The organism is Devosia sp. Root105, from assembly GCF_001424865.1.
Lineage (GTDB): Bacteria > Pseudomonadota > Alphaproteobacteria > Rhizobiales > Devosiaceae > Devosia_A.
The window spans coordinates 258028-279163 of sequence record NZ_LMCR01000021.1; the positions used below are offsets into that span (position 1 = coordinate 258028).

The 21136-nt window shown below is 64.2% G+C and carries 21 protein-coding genes; 6 read left to right on the forward strand and 15 right to left on the reverse strand.

The window, feature by feature from the left end; translation table 11 throughout:
* Positions 1–60 precede the first annotated feature (60 nt).
* From ASC68_RS29285 to ASC68_RS28035, 3 genes are read right to left on the reverse strand one after another with little or no spacing between them, the layout of a single operon-like run.
* Entirely contained in the window at positions 61–945 is an 885-nt protein-coding gene (locus ASC68_RS29285; RefSeq protein WP_055887904.1) for a hypothetical protein, read from the reverse strand.
* Entirely contained in the window at positions 942–1826 is an 885-nt protein-coding gene (locus ASC68_RS28030) for an ABC transporter ATP-binding protein (RefSeq protein ID WP_055887907.1), read from the reverse strand. The genes ASC68_RS29285 and ASC68_RS28030 overlap by 4 nt, the downstream gene beginning before the upstream one ends.
* Positions 1819–2178 (reverse strand): GntR family transcriptional regulator, encoded by a 360-nt coding sequence (locus ASC68_RS28035; protein ID WP_055887910.1) that lies wholly within the window; start codon positions 2176–2178, stop codon positions 1819–1821. Before ASC68_RS28035 ends, ASC68_RS28030 begins: the two co-directional genes overlap by 8 nt.
* A gap of 190 nt (positions 2179–2368) precedes the next feature.
* Between ASC68_RS28035 and ASC68_RS28040 the strand changes: the two genes are divergently transcribed.
* Both ASC68_RS28040 and ASC68_RS28045 read left to right on the forward strand, forming a co-directional pair.
* Positions 2369–3367, forward strand: coding sequence for an NAD-dependent epimerase/dehydratase family protein (locus ASC68_RS28040; RefSeq protein WP_055888018.1), 999 nt, complete (start codon positions 2369–2371; stop codon positions 3365–3367).
* Positions 3368–3709: 342 nt separating this feature from the next.
* Positions 3710–4915 (forward strand): MFS transporter, encoded by a 1206-nt coding sequence (locus ASC68_RS28045; protein ID WP_055887913.1) that lies wholly within the window; start codon positions 3710–3712, stop codon positions 4913–4915.
* Positions 4916–5010: 95 nt separating this feature from the next.
* Here the strand turns inward: ASC68_RS28045 and ASC68_RS28050 are convergent, their stop codons facing one another.
* The 12 genes from ASC68_RS28050 to ASC68_RS28105 form a co-directional block, all read right to left on the reverse strand.
* A complete protein-coding gene (locus ASC68_RS28050; RefSeq protein WP_055887916.1) occupies positions 5011–6024 on the reverse strand; it encodes a lactonase family protein in 1014 nt (337 codons plus the stop codon).
* An 82-nt stretch (positions 6025–6106) separates the two neighbouring features.
* Complete coding sequence (locus ASC68_RS28055) at positions 6107–6370, reverse strand: hypothetical protein (protein WP_055887917.1); 264 nt, start codon at positions 6368–6370, stop codon at positions 6107–6109.
* Positions 6371–6466: 96 nt separating this feature from the next.
* The gene (locus tag ASC68_RS28060) at positions 6467–7318 is read right to left on the reverse strand and encodes a sugar phosphate isomerase/epimerase family protein (protein WP_055887920.1); all 852 of its coding nucleotides are present in this window, start codon (positions 7316–7318) and stop codon (positions 6467–6469) included.
* Between the two features lie 23 nt (positions 7319–7341).
* On the reverse strand, positions 7342–8475 hold the full coding sequence (locus ASC68_RS28065; protein ID WP_055887923.1) for a Gfo/Idh/MocA family oxidoreductase: 1134 nt from the start codon (positions 8473–8475) through the stop codon (positions 7342–7344).
* 156 nt (positions 8476–8631) lie between these two features.
* Positions 8632–9681: a TIM barrel protein gene (locus tag ASC68_RS28070; protein WP_055887926.1), complete on the reverse strand. Its 1050-nt coding sequence runs from the start codon at positions 9679–9681 to the stop codon at positions 8632–8634.
* 37 nt (positions 9682–9718) lie between these two features.
* Entirely contained in the window at positions 9719–10789 is a 1071-nt protein-coding gene (locus tag ASC68_RS28075; protein ID WP_055887929.1) for an ABC transporter ATP-binding protein, read from the reverse strand.
* Positions 10790–10798: 9 nt separating this feature from the next.
* Positions 10799–11962, reverse strand: a complete 1164-nt coding sequence (locus ASC68_RS28080; protein WP_082528542.1) for an ABC transporter ATP-binding protein — start codon at positions 11960–11962, stop codon at positions 10799–10801.
* Complete coding sequence (locus ASC68_RS28085) at positions 11955–12245, reverse strand: hypothetical protein (protein ID WP_156384756.1); 291 nt, start codon at positions 12243–12245, stop codon at positions 11955–11957. The genes ASC68_RS28080 and ASC68_RS28085 overlap by 8 nt, the downstream gene beginning before the upstream one ends.
* Positions 12242–13201: a carbohydrate ABC transporter permease gene (locus ASC68_RS28090; RefSeq protein WP_055887932.1), complete on the reverse strand. Its 960-nt coding sequence runs from the start codon at positions 13199–13201 to the stop codon at positions 12242–12244. Before ASC68_RS28090 ends, ASC68_RS28085 begins: the two co-directional genes overlap by 4 nt.
* Position 13202: 1 nt before the next feature.
* A complete protein-coding gene (locus ASC68_RS28095; protein WP_055888021.1) occupies positions 13203–14093 on the reverse strand; it encodes a sugar ABC transporter permease in 891 nt (296 codons plus the stop codon).
* A gap of 80 nt (positions 14094–14173) precedes the next feature.
* Positions 14174–15487, reverse strand: coding sequence for an extracellular solute-binding protein (locus tag ASC68_RS28100; protein WP_055887935.1), 1314 nt, complete (start codon positions 15485–15487; stop codon positions 14174–14176).
* Positions 15488–15855: 368 nt separating this feature from the next.
* Positions 15856–16488, reverse strand: coding sequence for a TetR/AcrR family transcriptional regulator (locus ASC68_RS28105; RefSeq protein WP_055887937.1), 633 nt, complete (start codon positions 16486–16488; stop codon positions 15856–15858).
* A 112-nt stretch (positions 16489–16600) separates the two neighbouring features.
* Between ASC68_RS28105 and ASC68_RS28110 the strand changes: the two genes are divergently transcribed.
* The 4 genes from ASC68_RS28110 to ASC68_RS28125 all read left to right on the forward strand — a co-directional run bounded on the left by ASC68_RS28110 (position 16601) and on the right by ASC68_RS28125 (position 21080).
* Positions 16601–17788 (forward strand): Tm-1-like ATP-binding domain-containing protein, encoded by a 1188-nt coding sequence (locus tag ASC68_RS28110; RefSeq protein ID WP_055887940.1) that lies wholly within the window; start codon positions 16601–16603, stop codon positions 17786–17788.
* 19 nt (positions 17789–17807) lie between these two features.
* Complete coding sequence (locus tag ASC68_RS28115; RefSeq protein ID WP_055887945.1) at positions 17808–18644, forward strand: phosphoenolpyruvate hydrolase family protein; 837 nt, start codon at positions 17808–17810, stop codon at positions 18642–18644.
* Positions 18645–18826: 182 nt separating this feature from the next.
* Positions 18827–19237: a cupin domain-containing protein gene (locus ASC68_RS28120; protein WP_055887948.1), complete on the forward strand. Its 411-nt coding sequence runs from the start codon at positions 18827–18829 to the stop codon at positions 19235–19237.
* A 79-nt stretch (positions 19238–19316) separates the two neighbouring features.
* The gene (locus tag ASC68_RS28125) at positions 19317–21080 is read left to right on the forward strand and encodes an adenylate/guanylate cyclase domain-containing protein (RefSeq protein ID WP_055887951.1); all 1764 of its coding nucleotides are present in this window, start codon (positions 19317–19319) and stop codon (positions 21078–21080) included.
* The last annotated feature ends 56 nt before the right edge of the window (positions 21081–21136 follow it).

The following is a 21136-nucleotide window of genomic DNA, read 5'->3' on the forward strand; positions in this document are numbered from 1 at the left end:
CGTTTGGGGATGGATGGTGGGGAGGGAGTGATGGCCATACTGCTGCCGACGGCGCCGAGGTCAGGTGGCGACGATGCGGCGGCGGTATTCGCTGGCGGCGTAGACGAGCAGGGCGGCGACGATCAGGCCGCCGACAAGTTGCGCCCAGTCGACCGTGGCAAGGAAACGCGCGATCATCGCCATGGCGTTGAACTGGGCATCGGCGAAGATCTCGCGTTCGAGGTGCAGGTTGTCGGCGCCGAACTTCAGCCGCTCGTTGAGGTAGTTGAGGACGTAGCCGGCGCGCGGCCCGGTGTCGTTGAAGATCAGGTTCTCGGCGAGCCCGACCAGCCCCGGGATGAGGAAGGCGAGCGGTATCGACCAGCGACGGAACACGGTCGAGAGCGCGCCAACCCAGGCGAAGAACGGCGCGTACCAGAGCAACGCCGTCACGAGGCAGACGAACGCGAAGGCGGCGATCTGGAAGCCCGAGGACAGGAACTCGAAGATGCCGGGCACGCCGAGGCGCGGCAGCATCATCGCGGTGATCATGGTGACCACGTAGATGAGAACGCCGGTGATGAGATAGGCGGCGAAGATCAGCGCCGGCAGGATGGTCATGCCGGCGAGGGATTTGGAGGCCAGCACCTTGAAATCGCTGACCGGCATCGACTTCCAGAACAACATGGCGTTGTTGCGCCGATCGGCACTGAAGGCATCGGCATAGTAGAAGAACAGCGCCGCCAGCAGGTACATGCTCCACAGCGCGGCCACCGCGAGGAAGCCGAACTCGAAGAATTTCAGCGCCGAGGGGACGCCGATTTCCTGGTGCATCTGGAAACGGTTCGAGGCGATGCCGAACACCAGCACCAGCGTCATGATGCCGAGGATCACGCCGGGGGCGTAGAGGAACGCTCCCCGATGCTCGAGATACTCGCGCTTGATAAGGGCAACGAGAGACTTCATTTGGCGGGACCGCGCTGCATGAGGGCGACGAACAGGTCGCTGAGAGTGGGAGTGGTGACCTCGCCGAACGGGGCGAGGCGATCGCGATCGACGCCATCGAAGACCATGGCGGTCTGGCCGAAGCGGGTCTCGCTGTAGATCGGGCCGAGCGCCGTGGCGGCGGCGACCTGATCGGGGCGAACCAGCACCTGGCTGAACTTCGAGGAGACCGTCTCCATCTGCATGTGGAGGATCAGCTCACCATCGCGGATGAACATGATGTCACTGAGCATGAACTCGATCTCATCCACCTGGTGGGTGGTGATCAGCAGGGTGCGCTCCTCGGTCATGTAATCCTCGAGCAGGCGCCGGTAGAAGCGCTTGCGATAGGTGATGTCGAGGCCGAGGGTCGGCTCGTCGAGGACCAGGAGCTTGGCGTCGATCGCCATCACCACCGCGAGGTGGAGCTGGGCGATCATGCCCTTCGAGAGATTCTTGATCCGGGCGTCCATCTTGACGTCGGTGCCCTCGAGGAAGCCGCGGGCCTTCGCCTGATCGAAGTTGGGGTGGATGTTGGTGAGCAGCGCGAACAGCTCACGCACCCGCAGAAACCGCGGCAGGCTCGCGACATCGGAGATGAAGGCGACGTTCTGCATCAGCGAAGCACGCTTCTGGTACGGATCCTCACCCAGGACACGCACGGTGCCCTCGTAAGAGGTAAGGCCGAGCAGCGCGTTCAGCGTGGTGGTCTTGCCAGCGCCATTGTGGCCGACGAGGCCGTAGATGCGGCCGGCGGGGATGTCGAAATCGAGCCCGTGGAGGATTTCGGTGCGACCGAAGTGCTTCTTGAGGCCACGCGCCGAGACGATCGGAGCAGCTGTGGTTTGAGCCAGATCATTCATCTTTACCGCCTTGCTTCAACAACTGTGTGGGATCGAGATCGAGGGCAGCGAGGCGCGCCATGACGCGCGGCCACTCCTCGGTCAGAAATTTCTGGCGCTCGTGAGCGAGCAGCCGCTGGTGGCCGCCTTCGGCCACGAACATGCCCATGCCGCGGCGCGACTCGACGACACCGATATCGACGAGCGACTGGTAGGCACGGGTAACGGTCAACGGATTGACCGAGAGGTCGGCGGAGATCTGGCGCACTGAAGGCAGCGCCTCGCCCTCCTTGGTGGTCCTGCTCAGGATCATGTCGGCAATCCTTTCGCCAATCTGTACGAAGATCGGCTGGCTGTCGTTGAACTGGCTCATGCGTGATGCCTTGGTAGTGTGCTAGTTATGTAGCACACCAAATCGGAGACGCAAGCGGAATCTTCAAGAGGGCGCATTCGGAGGCACCGGTCGGGGCGTCAAACGGTTCTTGGCATTGTCGAACGAGGACGCGTAGATTCGACCGTGTGGCGGCAAAAAGCATTGTGCCGCAGACGGTTTGGGGGGCGGGGTGCGCGTTCTGGTTACCGGCAGCGCCGGATTTATCGGCTATCACCTGAGCCTACGGCTGCTCGCCGAGGGGCACGAAGTGATCGGGCTTGACGCGCTGACGCCCTATTACGACGTGCGACTCAAACAGCAGCGGCAGGCAATGCTGGAGGCCAACGGGCGGTTCCTGGGGGTGACCGGGCGGCTGGAGGACGAGGCGGCGATCGATGCGGCGTTCTCCGAGGCGCCGGCGGTGGTGGTGCATCTCGCGGCGCAGGCCGGGGTGCGCTACAGCCTCGAGGCGCCGTTCAGCTATACCGACAGCAACGTGACGGGAACGCTCGCCATCCTCGAAGCGGCGCGCCGAACGCCGCCGAAGCACCTGCTGATCGCCTCATCGAGCTCGGTTTACGGCATGGCGGCCGGGCAGCCGTCACGCGAGACGGACATGACCGACCGGCCGGTATCGCTCTATGCGGCGACCAAGAAGGCGACGGAGGCGATGAGCCATTCCTACGCGCATCTGTTCGGAGTGCCGATCACCTGCCTCAGGTTCTTCACCGTCTACGGCCCCTGGGGACGGCCGGACATGGCGCTGTTCAGGTTCGCCGAGGCGATCGCGGCAGGCAAGCCGATCAGCATCTATGGCGAAGGCCGGATGCGGCGGGATTTCACCTATATCGACGACGTGGTGGCGGCGATCGACCGGCTGATCGGCAAGGCGCCGGTGCAGGGGGAGCCGGTGTCGGCGGCGGACTCGCTTTCGCCCGTGGCGCCTTGGCGGGTGGTGAACATTGCCGGCGGCCGGCCGGTGGAACTGATGCGGTTCGTCACAGCGATCGAGACGGCGATGGGACGCGAGGCAAAGAAAGAGTTGCTGCCGATGCAGCCGGGCGACGTGACGGAGACGGCGGCAGACGTAAGCCTGCTGCGGGCGCTGGTGGGCGAGGTGCCGGCGACGCCGATAGAAGACGGCGTGCGGGCGTTCTGCGAGTGGTTCAGGGGGTGGCGGCCTGACTGATAGAGACGGCCCCCTCCCTCGCCATTCGAGCGTAGCTCTCATGGCCTTCTCGCCTCAAATCGCTCCACTGGAGCGATTTGCCCTACGGGATGGCTCGAAGTCCCCCATGAAGGGGGAGGTTAAGAGTCGAGGCTCTGTCTTCGATCGTGCCCCATGAACCGGCGGGGCACCTCCCCCTTCATGGGGGAGGATGGGAGGGGGCCGTCTGCTTCCGTTGTTTCGCTATCCAACCGAACGGAAAATCGCTTGAGTGCTAACGACTCGGGGCATCTGACATGTTAGGGACAAGTATTCGTTTCTGATCGGCACCCGCTGATCCCTCAGCATTCCCGGATTCCCAAATTGACGGCCACAGCTTCGGCACCGGCGACTTCCATCGCCAGCAAGACCACGCTCTCGATCATCATCGCGGTGTCGGTCTGCCACCTGATCAACGACACCATGCAATCGCTGCTGTCGGCGATCTATCCGATCCTCAAGGAGAGCTATGGGCTCGACTATGTGCAGATCGGGCTGCTGACGCTGACCTTCCAGTGCACGGCGTCGCTGCTGCAGCCGGCGATCGGCATGTATACCGATAAGCGCCCCCTGCCCTTCTCGCTGCCGGTCGGCATGGCCTCGAGCCTGATCGGGCTGCTGATCCTGGGCTTTGCGCAGAGCTACTGGCTGCTGCTGGTCGGCTCGGCTTTTGTCGGGCTGGGCTCGGCGATCTTCCATCCTGAGAGTTCGCGGGTAGCGCGGCTGGCCTCGGGCGGAAGGCATGGCCTCGCACAATCGCTGTTCCAGGTGGGCGGCAATGTCGGCTCGGCGATCGGGCCATTGCTGGCGGCATTCATCGTCTTGCCGCGCGGCCAATCGAGCGTTGCCTGGTTCGCGGCTGGCTCGCTGGTCGGCATCTTCATCCTGACCCGGGTCGGCATGTGGTACGCGGCGCATCGCAAGGCCAATGCCGGCAAGGCGCCGGTGAGCACGGCGCTGCTGTTCGACAAGCGCACCACCGCGATTGCGCTCACCGTGCTGACGGTGCTGACACTGACCAAGAACGCCTACATGGCGGGGCTCTCGAGCTATTACACGTTCTTCCTGATCGACAAGTTCCAGGTCGGCGTGCAGGACGCGCAGCTGCTGCTGTTCGTCTATCTCGGCGCTTCGGCGGTCGGGGTGTTCCTCGGTGGGCCGATCGGCGACCGCTTCGGCGCCAAGTTCGTGATCTGGTTCTCGATCCTCGGCGTGCTGCCGTTCACCCTGGCCCTGCCCTATGCCGACCTCACCTGGACGGTGATCCTGACGGTGCTGATCGGGCTGATCTTCTCGTCGGCGTTCTCGGCCATCGTGGTGTTCGCGCAGGAGCTGCTGCCAGGCCGGGTCGGAATGATCGCCGGGATCTTCTTCGGCTTCGCCTTCGGCGCCGGCGGCATCGCCGCCGCGGCGCTCGGTGCCTTGGCCGACGTGACCGGCATCCAGTACGTGTTCTGGCTCTGCTCCTTCATGCCACTGGCCGGGCTGCTGACGGTGTTCTTGCCCGAGATGCAGCACAAGGTGCGGTAGCCGATGGTCCGCTGAAGCAGACGGCCCCCTCCACCACGCTACGCGTGTTCCCCCTCCCCCGCCACGCGGGGGAGGATCACCGAGAGGCCGGCGGCTTAGATCTGCAGCAGGGCGACTGGCTTCTGCAGTTTGAACAGCTTGCCGGTAGCGCTCAGGGTGCCGTCGGCGGCGACGTCGAAGACCACCAGGTCTTCGCTCTCCTGGTTGGCGACGATCAGGTGCTTGTCGAGCAGCAGGAAGAAACGGGGCCAGTTGCCGCCGCACGAAATGTTCTGCTTCAAGCTGATCCGGCCATCGGCGGCGATGGCGAAGGCGGTGATCGAGTTGTGGCCGCGGTTCGAAACATAGAGCACGGTGCCGGCGGCGTTGATCTGGATGTGGGCGCCGGTCGAGGTGCCCTTGAAGTCGGCGGGAAGCGCCGAGAGGGTGTTGAGCTCGGCGAGCTTGCCGCCCGGTTCGCGGGCGAGCGCGGTGACCGTCTCGGCATATTCGGTGAACAGGTAGGCGAACTTGCCGTTGGGGTGGAACGCCAGGTGGCGCGGACCGGCGCCCTTGGGCGTTGCGAACGCCGTCTCGGGGCCGCCGACGAAACTGCCGGCTTCGTAGCGAACGCTGCGCACTTCGTCATGGCCGAGATCGACCATGTAGAGCCGGTCGGCCTCGGGGGACCACTGGGTCCAATGGGAGTGGCCCTTGTCATGGGCGTGGGCGCTGCGCAGTACGGTGGGGTCGGATTTCAGCGCACCGGTCGCCGCATCGATCGAGAACACCGGAGTGGAGTCATCGCCATAGTTGGCGACGGCGAGCTTGGTGCCCTTGGGGCTGATGCGGAGGTAGCAGGGGTATTTGGCGCCGGTCGACTGGTAGCCGAGCGCGGTGACGCTGCTGTTGTCGTCGGCCAGTGTGAAGGCGCCGGCCTTCTCGGCCATTTCGTCGGTGACGTAGACGGTGCGCGTCGTCGGCGCGAAGGCAATCCACGAGACGTCTGGCGTGCCGGGGAAGCTGCGAACCAGCTCGATATCGCCGCTGGTGGTGTCGAAGCTCAGCAGCTTCAGGCCTTCGCCGTTGGGACCGGTATAGGATCCGGACAGCAGCACAATCTTGGTCACGCGGCACTCCTCCTCGCGCTCGACGCGGGACGGGGAGCGCCGCGTTCACGGCAAGCTTCTTACGAGACTCGCCGGCCGAAATCTATTGCGGCGCCTTGGGTCGCTTCGGGTCGTAGCCGACGCAGGTGGTGATGCCTTCATCGCGCGAGCAGGTGACGTTGTAACCGCCCGATTTCGAGCAGGTCCCGGTGTTGTCGTCGTGCGACTCGTAGGTGCCGCCCATGCTGGCGCAATTGGCGCCATACTGGCCGATCGTCAGACTTTTCGAGGTCTGGTAGACATTGTCGGCAGCACCGACTGCGGTGGTGAGCCCAAGTACAGCAACAAGAACAAGAAGCGTTTTCATGATCGATGTCCCTCATTGGAGCCCGCGCGGGGTGCGCGTCGGGCTTGAGGGTGCGCCACTGCCGATGTCGTGGCGCTGAACGGCGCGTTCAGGCGATCAGCGCGCCCGGTCCCAGCCGTCCCGCATCAGCCTGTAACCCTGCTCGTAGACCTCGGCTTCCGAGGTGAACAGCGGACGCCAGATCTTGGTGGCGGCGGCGAGGTCCGGCAGGGCCGAACCGAAGGCTTCGATAGTGAGCCAGCCGTCGTAACCGGCCCGCTTCAGGGCGTTGAACACCGACTGGAAATCGATGTGCCCGGCGCCGGGGACGCCGCGGTTATTCTCGGAAATGTGGACGTGGTTGATCTGGTTGATGGTGGCCGGGATCACTGATGTGATCGAGTTCTCTTCGATGTTGAAGTGGAAGGTGTCGTAGAGATAGCCGTAGTTCGGTTCGTCGACGGCCTGCACCAGTTCGGCGGCCTGGGTGGCCGAGTTGAGGAAATAGCACTCGAAGCGGTTGAGCGGCTCGACCGAGAGGGCAACGCCCTGTTTCGCCGCATACTGCGCCGCCTGTTTGTGGATGTCGCGGACCCGTGATTTCTCATCGGCGGTGGCGCCGCGGCCGGTGAACTCACCGAGCGGCTGGTGGAACGGGCCGGCGGCAAGGGTGCCGCCGAGCGCCGCGGTGCAATCGGTCAGCCATTGCAGGTGGCTGAGGGCGCCGGCGCGTTCGCTCAGTTCGGGGGAGACGGCAGACTTGCCGCCGCCGGGCATGACGCCGATGCCGGTGGCGCCCAGCCCGATATCGCGCAAGCGGCGGCCGAGCTTTTCGTAATGATCGGGCGTGCCCTCGAACATCGGAACCTCGACGCCGTCATAGCCCACGGCCTTGAGGCGCTCGATGATCGGCCAGTGTTCGTCGGTGACGTGGGTGGTCCAGAGCAGGAGATTGAAGCCGAGTTTCATTGGTTAGTTCCGTTTGCTTGGCGCTACAAGTTGACCCAGCTGCCCGACTTACCCGAGCTGATGATCGCGTCACAGAGCTTGTTGGTCGCCAGCGCGTCACGGAACGTGGGCGCGGCCGGTTTGCCGGTTTCGAGGCCCTCGAGGAAATCGGCAGCGGTGTGGGTGAAGCTGTGCTCGAAGCCGATGACCAGGCCGGGCACCCACCACTTGCCGAGATAAGGGTGGTCGCCGTCGGTGACGAGGATGTTGGTCCAGCCGCGCAGCCGGCCCTCGGTGGAATGATCGAACCACTGCACCCGGTTCATGTCGTGCAGGTCCCAGGCGAGCGAGCCCTTCTCGCCGTTGATCTCGAGTGTATAGGCGGCCTTGTGGCCACGGGCGTAGCGGGTCGACTCGAACGTGCCGAGCGCACCATTGCTGAAGCGGGTCAGCACCGCCGCCGCGTCATCGATGCCGACGGTCTGCTTCTTGCCGGTTTCGGCGTGGGTGCGCTCCTTGACGAAGGTCTCGGTCATGGCGGTGAGCGAGGAGATATCGCCGTTGATCCACAGCGCGCTGTCGAGGCAATGCGCCAGGAGGTCGCCGGTGACGCCGGAGCCGGCGGCATCGACATCGAGGCGCCAGGTGCCCTGCCCGCCCTGCGGCACATCGGGCGAAATGGTCCAATCCTGCAGGAACTTGGCGCGGTAGTGGAAGATGCGGCCGAGCTTGCCCTCGTCGACCAGCTGCTTGATCAGCGTGACGGCCGGGACGCGGCGATAATTGTACCAGACGAGGTTGGGAACGCCGGCCTTCTCGACCGCATCGACCATCGGCTGGCCCTCGGCCGCGGTGCGGGCCAGCGGCTTTTCGGTCAGCACCATCTTGCCGGCCTGAGCCGCGGCGATGGCGATTTCGGCGTGAAGGTCGTTGGGCACGCAGATATCGATGGCGTCGATATCCTTGCGCTCGATCAGGGCGCGCCAATCATGCTCGATACTCTCATAGCCCCACTGCTCGGCGAAGCGGCGCACCTTGCTGTCATTGCGCGCCGCCACCGCCTTCAGTACCGGATGATAGCCGGTATCGAAGAAATGGCTGACGGAGGCCCAGGCGTGCGAATGGCAGCGGGCCATGAAGCCGTAGCCGACCATGCCGACATTGAGTTGTTTGGTCATTGGAGTGTTCCTAGTTCGCGGCTACCCACGGAGTCATTCCCGCGAAAGCGGGAACCTCCGTTTGGGCGCACGCCGAGAGATCGCAAACGGAGATCCCCGCTTTCGCGGGGATGACCCGGTAGGTGGGGAAAGTGCAACGCCTCTTCCCCATGACGCCTATTCCCGCCAGCCGTGGGCTTCGCGGACTTTGAGCATGGCGCCGAGGACCTTGTTCCAGGTTTCCTGCTGCTCCATGACGGCGTTGGGGAACATGCAGCCGTCCCAGCAGATGTGACGCATCTTTTTGGTCAGCTCGCCCTTGTCGTCGCGCAGCCAGTAGCCGGCGTGCTTCACCACATCGAGCCGGCCATTGGGGTCGTCGATCTGGCAGTGGCGCCCGGTCTTTTCGTGGTCGCCGGAACCGAAAGTGGTGCCGTCATTCTGGGCGACGTGGAAATCCAGCGTCCAGGGGCGGAGCGCGTCGGCGACCTTGTGATAGGCGGCATCGAGCGCCGCCTTGTCGCTCCACTCGAAATCCGTGGGCAGGATACGGTCTTTCTCGGCATTGGCGCCGAGGACGAACAGCATCGAGTGCGCCATGTCGGCCTGGTAGCCAACGACGCCGGGCATGTTGACCAGCTCGAGCAGCTTTACGTTCTCGCGCCAGGAATGCATGCCGCCCCAGCAGATCTCGCCTTCGGCGACGATGTACTCGCCATAGTGCTGGGCGATGCGGCCGGCCTCGCGGAAGGTATCGGCGATCTTCCTGGTGTTCCCCGTCGGGTCGGTGTCCCAGGCCTCGACGCCGGTGGAGCTGTCGATGCGGACGCCGCCGGTAGGGCGGATGCCGAGCTCGCGCATCTGCTGGCCGATGCGACAGGCCTTCTCGACCTGGGTGAGGAAGCGCTTGACCTCATCGGCGTCGCCCATGGCGGAGCCGCCACCGGCGCCACCCCAGATTGGGGCAACGAAGCTACCGACCTTGAGGCCGAAGCTCGCGATGTGGTCGGCCATGCGTTTCACATCGTCCTTCGAGCTATCGATGGAAATGTGGGGATCGGCGAGCCACAGATCGACGCCGTCAAACTTCTGGCCATCGACCTCGGCATTGGCCGTGAGCTGCAGCAGCGTATCGAGGGAGATAATCGGCTCGGCGCCGGGAGCGCCCTTGCCGACCACGCCGGGCCAGGTGGCGTTGTGGAGCTTCGGGTAGTTGTTGGATGCCATGGTCCCCCTCCCCTGGGGTCTAAAGTCTCAAAACAAATCAGGCCGCCTGCCCCCTGAGGTTCAGGCCGGTTTTGGCGTCGAACAGCATCACCTTGTCGGGGTTCCAGCTGAAGCGCACGGCTTCCTCGACCTTGACCTCGACGCGGGCCGGGACGGCAGCGCGCATCAGGTTGTCGCCGACGCGCAAGGTGACGATCTTTTCGATGCCATGGTTTTCGACGTCGTGGATGCGCGCCTCGTTCGGGGCGCCGGCGGTGACCTCGACGTCTTCCGGCCGGATGCCGAAGGTCACCGGCCCCTCAACCGCGGCGCTGCGGGTGATCGGCATCTCAAAAGCCTGGGCGACGCTTGCCACGTCACCGGCAAGGCTGCCGGGCAACAGGTTGATGGCGGGCGAGCCGACGAAGCTCGCAACGAACGTGTCGCGCGGGTTGGTGTAGACGTCGCGTGGCGTACCGACCTGGACGATCCTGCCCTTGTTGAGCACTGCGATGCGGTCGCCCATGGTCATCGCCTCGACCTGGTCGTGGGTGACGAAGATGAACGTGGCGCCGAGCCGCATCTGCAGGTCCTTGAGCTCGGAGCGCAGGGCCTCGCGCAGCTTGGCGTCGAGCGCCGAGAGCGGCTCGTCCATCAGGAAGACCTTGGGTTCGCGCACGATGGCGCGGCCGATGGAGACGCGCTGCATTTCACCGCCACTCAGACGGTCCGTCTTACGATCGAGCAGGTGCGTGATACGCAGCGTCTTCGAGGCATAGTCGATGCGCTTGTCGATGTCGGGCTGGCTCATCTTGCGCACGTTCGAGCGCAGCGGGAAGGCCAGGTTTTCGCGTACGGAGAGACGCGGATAGAGCGAGTATTGCTGCAGGACGAGGGCGACGTCGCGCTCGGCGGGGCCCCAGGCATCGACGTTCTCGTCGTCGATGTAGATGCTGCCGGCACTGGGCTTCTCGAGCCCGGCGATCATGCGCAGGGTCGTGGTCTTGCCGGCACCGGTGGGGCCGAGCAGGACGAAGAATTCACCATCGGCCACATCGATGCTGAGGTCCGAGACGGCAGTATGCACGCCGAACCGCTTGGAGACTTTGTCGAGACGGATACGGGCCATGTCGGTCGCCTAGAGCTCCACGTTTTGTCGGGTGATCGGCGTAGGAACGTCTCGCGACCTTTCCTCGTCACGCGCCAGCCGGATGTCGAGCGAGGCGCCCGATTTGGTATCGAAGAAATGCGCCTGCGACGGGTCGATCCGAGCCCAGACCTGGGTGCCGGCCTTGGTCACGAAGCCCGACGCGGTGCGGGCGCGCAGGGTTTTTTCGCCGAGCTTGAGATCGACGATGTCGAAGCTGCCGAAGGGCTGGATGATGTGAGCCTCGGCCGGCTGGTAACCCGCCTTGCTGTCGTGGCTGAGCAGCACACCCTCGGGGCGCACGCCGAGTGAGAGATCGGTGCCGGCCTTTTTCTGCTGCAGCATGCCGAGCAGCTCGCGCGGCAACTCGAAGCTGGCGCTGTCGAGAGCGATCCGGGCGGTGCCATCGGCCTCGCTGATCCTGGTGGCGGAAATGTTCATGATGGGTGAGCCGATGAACTGCGCCACGAACAGATTGGCCGGATACAGATAGACCTCGGTCGGGGTGCCGACCTGCTGCAGGACGCCCTCATTCATCACGACGATGCGGTCGGCGAGCGACATGGCCTCGACCTGGTCGTGGGTCACGTAGATGGACGTGGAGCCGTTCTCGAAATGCAGGCGCTTGAGTTCGACACGCATGGTCTCGCGCAGCTTGGCATCGAGCGAACCGATCGGCTCGTCGAGCAGCAAGGCCTTGGGCCGGCGCACCAGGGCGCGGCCGATGGCGACGCGCTGCATGTCGCCGCCCGACAGCGACGAAGGGCGTGCATTGAGCATGTGGCCGATGCCTAGAGACTTGCCAACCGAGCGCACGGTTCGATCGACCTCGTCCTTGCTGGTGCCGACGGCGCGCAGCGGGAAAGCGAGGTTCTCATAGACGGTGAAATGCGGATAGAGCGCATAGTTCTGGAACACGAAGGCGATGTCGCGATCAGCGGCGCTGAGGTTCTGGATCGGCTTGCCGTCGAGCAGGATATCGCCCGAGTCGATTTCCTCGAGCCCGGCGATGGCGCGAAGCGTCGTGGTCTTGCCGCAGCCTGAGGGACCAAGGAAGACGACGAACTCGCGATCCTTGACGGTGAGGTTGACATCGCGAATGACGTGAACCGGTCCGAAATGCTTGTCGATATGGCGAAGTTCAATCTCAGCCATGTGGGTGCCCCTTGACCGCGGCCGAGATGGAGACCGGGCCCGTATCGTCCGCGTCAGGCTCGGGACCGTCCGGGGGCGGGATATGTACGGCGACGTTGAAGCCGATGAGGCCGATCAGCATGACGAGGACGGAGTACTGGTGGAGGAATTCGACCCAGGGCTGGCACAGGAACAGTATCCCCAGCAGCATGAAGGCCATCGAACCGGGTTCAAGGATACGGGCGTTGAAGCGTCGAAACGCCTGCTTCTTGTCGCGCTCAGCCTTGGTTTCTTCAGGCGTCATTTGCGGATCGCTCCGAAGCTCATGCCGCGCAGCAAGTGGTTGCGCAGGAGGAAGGTGAAGATCGCGACCGGGATCAGGAACAGCACCGTACCGGCAGCGATGACGGTCCAGTCCTGCAGACCCGTGCCGATCTGGCTGGGAATGAAGGGAGGCGCTGTCTGCGCCCGGCGATTGGTGAGGATGAGCGCGAAAGCGTACTCGTTCCAGGCCGTGATGAAACAGAATACTGCGGTGGCAGCGATGCCCGTGGCGGCCTCGGGCAGGACGATCTTGAAGAAAGCCTGCATGCGCGTGTAGCCGTCGACCAGAGCAGCCTCTTCATACTCCTTGGGGATCTCGTCCATGAACCCCTTCATCAGCCAGACCGCAAACGACACGTTGAACGCGGTATAGAGAATGATCAGTCCGACATGGGTGTCGTTGAGACCGACCGCTCGATACATCAGGAACATCGGGATAGCGACCACGATGGGTGGCAGCATGCGCGTCGAGAGGATGAAGAACAGGAGGTCGGCCTCGCCCTTCACCCGGAAGCGCGAGAAGCCATAGGCGGTGATCGTGCCCATCGACACCGCAAGGATGGTCGAGGTTATGGCGATGATCAGCGAGTTGATGAATCGATCCGGATAGGCGGAAAAGACGACATCGCCCTTACCGTCGCGGGCGAGACGTTCGCCGCCGTCGAGAACCAGCCGCTCCCACCAGGGCGCCGCCTCATAGACCTCGGGTGCGACGGGCGCGGTCAATTGGGCCCGCTTGGTGAACAGCTTCACGAAAGGCGTGATCTGGGGCTCGAAGAGCACCGAGGGCGGCACCGACGTGGCCTGCACGAGCGGCTTGAACGCCGTCGTCGTGATCCAGTAGATCGGGGACAGGAAGATCAGCGTGACGACGATCACGACAGCGATCGCAATGCGGTTGCCCAGTCGTCCGGAGCGCGTTGAAACGACAGCCATTCTAGCGCTCCTTGGCCTTGTTGAGGTACTTCACGTAGATGTTGGTAATGCACAGCACCATGATCAGCACGATGTAGGCGAGCGCCGAGGCCGGCCCCGTCTGCCACTGCGCGAACGCCATCTTGTAGAGGCGCGACGAGATCAGTTCCGCCTGCGGCTGGCCGGTCATCACGAAGGCGATGTCGAAGGTCTTGAAGGCCTCCATGGTGCGGAAGATGACGGCGATGAGCAGGATCGGCGCGACCAGTGGGAGCGTGACCCGAAAGAAGGTGTAGAGCTTGCTGGCGCGGTCGATCGAGGCGGCTTCGTACAGATGCTTGGGCACCGCACTGAGACCAGCGAGCGAGAGCAGCATGACGAAGGGCGACCACATCCAGATATCGGTGATGGCGACAGCGTAAAGCGCAAGGTTAGCGTCGGTGAGCCAGGCGGTTTTGCCCAGGCCCAGCGCGTAGTTCAGGATACCCCAGGACGGATCGTAAATGAGCTTCCAGAACAGCCCCACCACGACCGGCGAGAGCATCATGGGCAAGAGCAGCAGAGTGGTCAGCAGCCCCTTGCCGGGGATCGGCCGATTGAGCAGCAGCGCCAGCCCGAAGCCGACGACGAACTGGCCGCTCACCGAGACGATGACATACCAGAGCGTAGTGGCGAAGCTCCGCCAGATCACCGGATCGGCCAGGATGTCGGCGTAGTTCTGGAGGCCGACGAAATTGGCGGCGTCTTTACTCGATGCGCGGAAATCGGTGAACGAGAAGCCCAGCGAATAGAGCAGCGGGAAGACGTTGAAAATGATGAGGAACGCAACCGTCGGGATGACGAAAAGGTTCCTGATGGTGATGTCGCTCCAGCCACGCGTAGCCGCTCGCGAAGTCGGGCTGAGCGTCGTCATCATGGTCGTCAATGCATGATCCCCCGATTAGAAATTGGCCCGGAGAGGAGGTTCCCCCTCCCCGGGTCGCAGTCGTTGGGTTACTCGGCAGGGTAGCCGGCAGCCTTGAGGCTTTCGACCCAGGTCGCGGCGAGCTTGTCGAGCGCCTCCTGAGCGGTGCCATTGCCGTTCACGACATAGTCGTAGAAGCCCTGCTGGCCCTCGTCGAGCAGCTCGGCGTATTCGGGCAGTGCCCAGAAGTCACGAACCTTGAACATGGTCTCGAAGAACGCCTTGTTGTACGGCGTCGCGTTCTGGAACTCGTCCGACTCGAGGATGGCCGCAGCAGCGGTATAACCGCCCAGTTCGGCCCACTTCTTCTGGGTCTCGTCCTTGACCAGCCACTCGAGGAACTTCATCGCCTCGTCCTTGTTCTGGCTGTAGGAGACCAGCGAAATCCCCTGGCCGCCCAGAGCGGCGAAGTCGTCACCACGCGGGCCGGGCGGGTTCGCAAAGAAACCCATATTCTTGGCCTGCGGATTGGTCGCCTCATTGAGCAGCGACGGGAAGAACGCGAAGAAGTTCATCCCCATCGCTACCTGGCCCTGCGCGATTGCCGTGTTCACTTCGGCAAAGAAGGCGTTGCCCCAGCCCGGAGGGCCGTAGGTATAGAGCTTCTTGTAGTCCTCGAGGCCCTCGGCCGACTCCTTCGAGTTCAGCAGACCTGTGACCTTGTAGTTGGCGTAGTCACCGAGCGATCCGCCATACGAGAAGATGAATGTCTCGGCACCCATGGTGATGGCGTCGCCCGGGACCTGCGTATAGACGGCAGCGCCGTAGCGATTTTCGGCCGGACGGTGGAAGAACTCGGCGATATCGACGAGTTGCTTAAGGTCCTTCGGCACGCCGAGATCGTAGCCGTACTTGGCTTTGAAGTTCGCCATCTCGGTCGGATCTTCGAACCAATCCTTGCGATAGGCCCAGCCCACGGCGTCGCCTTCGAGCGGCACCGACCAGTAGGTACCCGAGCCACCGGGGTACTCCGAGTAGAACTGCATGGTGGCCGGAGCCATTGTGGTGGTGAGGTTGTGAGTTTTGACGAACTCGGTGAGGTCGACATAGTGGCCGCCGGTCGAGCCGGCACCCAGCCACTGGCTGTCGCCAACGACGAGGTCATAGGCGGAACCCTGGGCGTTGAATTCGGTGAACGCCTTGGTCTGGAAATCGGGCCACGGCACAGTCTCGACGGTGACGGTGACGCCGGTCTCTGCCTGGTAGGCATTGACCAGTTCCTGCAGGTAGTTGGCCGGATCCCATTCGGCCCAGAGTATCGTCAGTTCCTGCGCGAGCACAGACGTGCTCGACGCAAGCATCAGGCCCAAACCGGCCAGCATGCCCTTGGTAGCAGTGCGCATTATGGTCCTCCCTCTAGCGCTTCCGACGGCCGGCAGATGCGGCACCAGCCGAAGCCCCTCCTCCTTGCCGGGGGCCTTCACAGCAGCGAACCGGCCAAAAGCTCTCCCAAGCTTCGGCGGCCGGTCGTTCTCTCGCGACGTGCGGGAAACAATGTCCCTCATCGCCGGGACCAGCAGCAGCGACCTCTCCCAAGGCCTCCCGCGGTCACCGGCTGCGGCGCCCCTCAGCGCCCGTCGCACTTGATCCTCCTCCTTGATCGACGTGCGTCAGAACTACAAATTCAACGTTTTGCCAGCCTCGTCAAGCTAACATGCTAGCATTTATGCAAGTCGAGGCCCAGTTTAGGAAAATAGTTTCCCATGCCGGATCAGGCGGCGGACTCCGCGACCGCGGCACGAACTAGCGCGGCGGCCGCCCAGGTCGCGACCTCGGTAGTTTCTTCGAACTCAAGCCCCCACAAGTCTTTGAGAACAATAAGAACTTCCAGACCGTAGACCAATGACAGCGCCTTTGCGAGTCGTTGGAACTTGGCCTCGGGCAATTTATTCTTGAGTGGCGCTATCGCCATTTGCAACAGCTCGACGCGATGGCCGCGCTTGAATGGCGGCTCGGCCCCAAGGGTGCCGGCACGACGCTGCGCCCACTGCTCGAGCGACAGCTTGAGCGCCGCCTTGAAGGTCGCCTCGAATTCCGCAACCCGCGGCATAGTGAGCGCCAGGAGGTCGAGGACGCGGGTCTCGGGATCGTCGCTGGCGCTCTGCCAGTTGAGGATCGGCCCCAGCCCCTCATCGACTACGGCGTGGACCAAAGCCGCCTGGCTGGGGAAATAGCGATAGGCCGTGGCGCGCGACACCTCTGCGGCTTCGGCGACATCGCTGACCGAGGGCGTCTGGCCCTGCTGCATCAGCGCGATGGCGGTTTCGAGCATGAGTTTACGGGTGCGCGCCCTGGCGCCTTTCGGCTCGGAAACCTGCTGCTCGTCGGGCTGTGAGACGTCCATATCGAAATGATACGCACATCTCAAAATGCTTTGCAATGGCGGCGGGCCTCTGCCATGACATGGCGGCGAGAACACCGGCGGGGGTCACCCGAACGGTGTCGGGAGGGGTGCGATGAAGCGCATCTATGTGGTCGGCACCGCCGACACCAAAGGCGAGGAACTGGCCTTCCTCGCCGAGAAAATCCGAGCGCTCGGCGCCGATCCGCTGGTGGTCGATGTGGGCATCCGCGCGCCGACCATTCCACCGGAAGTCGGGGCAGCGGAGGTGGCGAAGTTCGGACCACCCGGGCTGCTCGAGGGCACCGACCGCGGTGTTGCCGTGGCCGGCATGGCAGCGGCCTTCGCGCAGTTTGTCATAACACGTGATGACATCGCTGGAATGGTCGGGATCGGCGGCGGCGGCGGCACCTCGATCGTCACAGCAGGGATGCGGAAACTGCCGATTGGCCTGCCTAAAGTAATGGTCTCCACCCTCGCCTCGGGCGATGTCGGGCCCTATGTCGGGGTCAGCGATATCGTGATGATGCCGTCGGTGACCGACCTCGCCGGGCTCAACCGGATATCGCGTGTTATCCTCTCCAATGCGGCGCTCGCCGTGGTGGCAATGAGCGCCAACCCCACGATGGTGGAACCGGCGACCAAGCTGGCGGTCGGGCTCACCATGTTCGGGGTGACGACGCCGGCGGTCACCCAGATCGTCGAACTGTTGACCGGGGCCGTTGAACCCTTGGTCTTCCATGCCACCGGCACCGGCGGCAAGACCATGGAAATGCTGGTCGATTCCGGCCTGGTCGGCGCCTTGATCGACGTCACGACAACCGAAGTCTGCGACTACCTGCTGGGCGGCGTGCTGCCGGCTGGGCCGGAACGGCTCGACTGCCTGTCGCGGCGGCCGGTGCCTTATGTCGGCTCGGTCGGAGCCTGCGACATGGTCAACTTCTGGGCGCCCGAGACCGTGCCGCCACACTATGCCGACCGCCTGTTCTACGCGCACAATGCCAATGTGACGCTGATGCGCACCAGCGCCGACGAGTGCCGGGCGACCGGGGAATGGATCGGCGGCAAGCTCAACGCCGCGGTCGGGCCGGTGCGCTTCCTCTTGCCGCTACGGGGCGTTTCGGCGCTCGATATCGAGGGCGGTGCGTTCCGCGACGCGGAGGCCGATGCCGAGCTGTTCGAGGCCATCGAGCGGACGGTGCAGTGGACCGGCGACCGGCAGCTGATCCGGCTCGACTGCCACATCAACGACCCTAGTTTTGCCGAGGCCGCGATGCGCGCCTTTCACGAAATCACGTCATAATAACCTCTTGGGAGACAGCATGGCTGCCATCGCGCGCGCCGAAATCCTCAGAAAATTCCACGACATGGTGGCCCGCGGGCAGCCGATCGTGGGCGGCGGGGCCGGCACCGGCATTTCGGCCAAGGCCGAAGAAGCCGGCGGCATCGACCTGATCATCATCTACAATTCGGGGCGCTATCGCATGGCCGGGCGCGGCTCGGCCGCAGGGCTGCTGGCCTATGGCAACGCCAACGAGATCGTCAAGGACATGGCGCGCGAGGTGCTGCCGGTGGTGAAGCGCACCCCGGTGCTGGCGGGGGTGAACGGCACCGATCCGTTCGTCCTGATGCCGCAGTTCCTCGCCGAGCTCAAAGCCATGGGGTTCTCGGGGGTGCAGAACTTTCCCACCATCGGGCTGTTCGACGGGGTGATGCGGGTCAGCTTCGAGGAGACCGGCATGGGTTATGGGCTCGAGGTCGAGATGATCGCCGAGGCGCACAAGCTGGACCTCCTCACCACGCCTTATGTGTTCAACCCCGACGAAGCGGTGGCGATGACCAGGGCCGGCGCTGACATCATCGTCGCGCATATGGGGGTGACGACCGGCGGCGCCATCGGCGCGACGGCGGCGAAATCGCTCGAGCAGTGTGCGACCGAGATCGAAGCGATCGCGGCGGCAGCGCGCCGGGTAAGGGATAACGTCATCGTCCTCTGCCATGGCGGGCCGATCTCGATGCCTGACGACGCGAAGTTCATCCTCGACCGGGTGAAGGGCTGCCACGGCTTTTACGGGGCGAGCTCGATGGAGCGGCTGCCGGTGGAAGTGGCGATCAAGCGCCAGGTCGAGAGCTTCAAGGGGTTGCGGACGGGGGCTTAGTCGACCGTTCGAGCGCGAGGCGCCCCCCACCCTAGCTTTGCCAAGGCCCGATGGGCCTGGCGGCGCTACCCTCCCCGCAAGGGGGAGGGAGAGCGTGGGGCACCAGAGGCGCAGTCGTCTCCCTCCCCCGTTGCGGGGAGGGATCAAAGGTGGGGGTGCGGAGCCCGATGTGGAGAAAAACAATGGCCGAGAACAATTTTGTCTACCCACGCGATGTCAGCGCGTTCGGGTTCGACTGGGGACAGCTGGCGCTGACGGTGGCGCCGGAGGTGAATGGGGCGAAGCGGTTTTCCGGCGGGGTGGTGGAACTGCCGCCGGGCCAGGGGCACAGCCGGCACAACCATCCGGGGGCCGAAGAGATCATTTTCGTGATCTCGGGCGAGGGCGAGCAGATGGTCGAGACGCCCGAAGGCGTGCCGGTGGTACAGAAGGTCGGACCGGGCTGCACGGTGTTCGTACCGGAGGACCGATTCCACTCGACGCTCAATACCGGGACCGGCCTGATGCAGCTGTTCGTGGTCTATTCGCCGGCCGGACCGGAGCTGGCCTTACGTGATCTGCCGGATTTTCGGCTCATCTCGAAAGCAGAGTGAGCTTACGTTTCCACTTCCAAGTAACAACTCCACGCTTTACCCTGAGACAGGGCGCGGTGACTCCGCCTAGGAAGCGGAAATGGAACATGTTTTGTCGCGCCGCCTGGCGGCGGTGTTGTGTGCGGACGTAGCGGGATACAGCGCCCTGATTGGCGCTGACGAATCCGGCACCGTCGCTGCGCTGAAGGGACACCAGACTGCCGTGCTCCAGCTGCTGCAGCGGCATGGCGGGCGGGTGGTTGACCTTGCCGGCGACGGCATCGTCGCCGAGTTCTCCAGCACAGTCTCAGCCGTTGAAGCCGCCGTCGCCATGCAGGCGCTGATGGCCGAGCGCAATGCCGACGTGCCGGCCAACAAGCGGCTGATCTTCCGCGTCGGCGTCAACCAGGGCGATGTGGTGCACGATGATTCCCACATCTATGGCGACGGTATCAATGTCGCGGCGCGGCTGCAGCAGATCGGCGAGCCCGGCGGTGTCTATGTTTCGGGCAAGGTGTTCGAGGAAGTCCGCGACCGGATGAAGACCGGTTTCCGCGACCTCGGCGAGCGCGAGCTGAAGAACATCGCCCGGCCGGTGCGGGTGTTCGAGGTGGTGACCGGGGTCGGCCGAAGTACCAGGTCGCCGGAGTTCGGTCCGGTAACGCCGCGGCGGCCCACGGTCGCCGTGCTGCCGTTCGACAATATGGGCGGCGACAGCGAACAGGAGTATTTCGCCGACGGGGTGGTCGAGGACATCATCACCGCGCTGAGCCGGTTCCGCGATTTCGCGGTAGTCGCCCGCAATTCGAGCTTTGTCTACAAGGGCCGCGCCGTCGACGTGCGGCAGGTGGGGCGCGAATTGGGGGTGCGCTACGTGCTCGAGGGCAGCGTGCGGCGGGCCCGCGACCGGCTGCGCATCACCGCGCAGCTGGTGGACGCGATGACCGGCGCCCACCTCTGGGCTGACAAGTTCGACGGCAAGCTCGACGACGTGTTCGAGTTCCAGGACCAGATCACCCTCAAGGTCGCCTCGGTGGCCGAGCCGACGATCCGCTGGGCCGAGATCGAACGCTCGCGGCGGGAGCGGCCGGACAGCGTCGAGGCCTATGACCTCTACCTGCGCGCCCTGCCGATGCACCTGTCGCAGACCCGCGACGCCAATGCCGAAGCGATTGCCCTGCTGCTCAAAGCCATCGAGCTCGAGCCGAACAACCCGACCTTCCTCGTCTATGCGGGCAACGCCATGCTGCACCGCTCGACCATGGGCTGGCCGGCGATCGGCACCGACGACACGGCGCATGGCATCGAGCTGGTGGAGCGGGCGCTGGCCAATGCGCGCGACGACGCGGTGGCGCTGTCGCTCAGCTCGATGATGCTGATCCATAACCTGCGCGATTACGACCGCGGGCTGATGCTGACGCAGCGGGCGGTGGAGGCCAACCCCAACAACCTGACGGTGATGATCTTTGCCGGGATCACGCACCTGCATATCGGCAATGTCGATGATGCGATCGCCTTCAGCGAGCACGCGATCCGGCTCAGCCCCAGCCTCGATGGGGCACACTGGCCGCTGACGGCGATCTCGCACGCGCAGATGATCAAGGAGAACTACGAGGAGGCGCTGGTCTGGGCCAAGCGTTCGGTTTCGGCCAACCCGAGCTTCGTGTGCACCTACTGGATGCTGGTCGCCGCCAATGCGCATCTGGGACGGATGGACGAAGCCAAGCGCCACCTCCTGACGCTGCGTCGGCTGTCGCCCGGCGTGACCATCGCCCAGGTCTGGGCGGCGCAGCCGCAGAAGGATGCCTCGCGGACCAAAGCGATCCTCGATGGGCTGCGGCTCGCGGGCGTCGCCGAGCAATAATCGCTTCGCACCAGGACGGCCCGACATACGGTCACAATAGGTTCATATGGAACGGG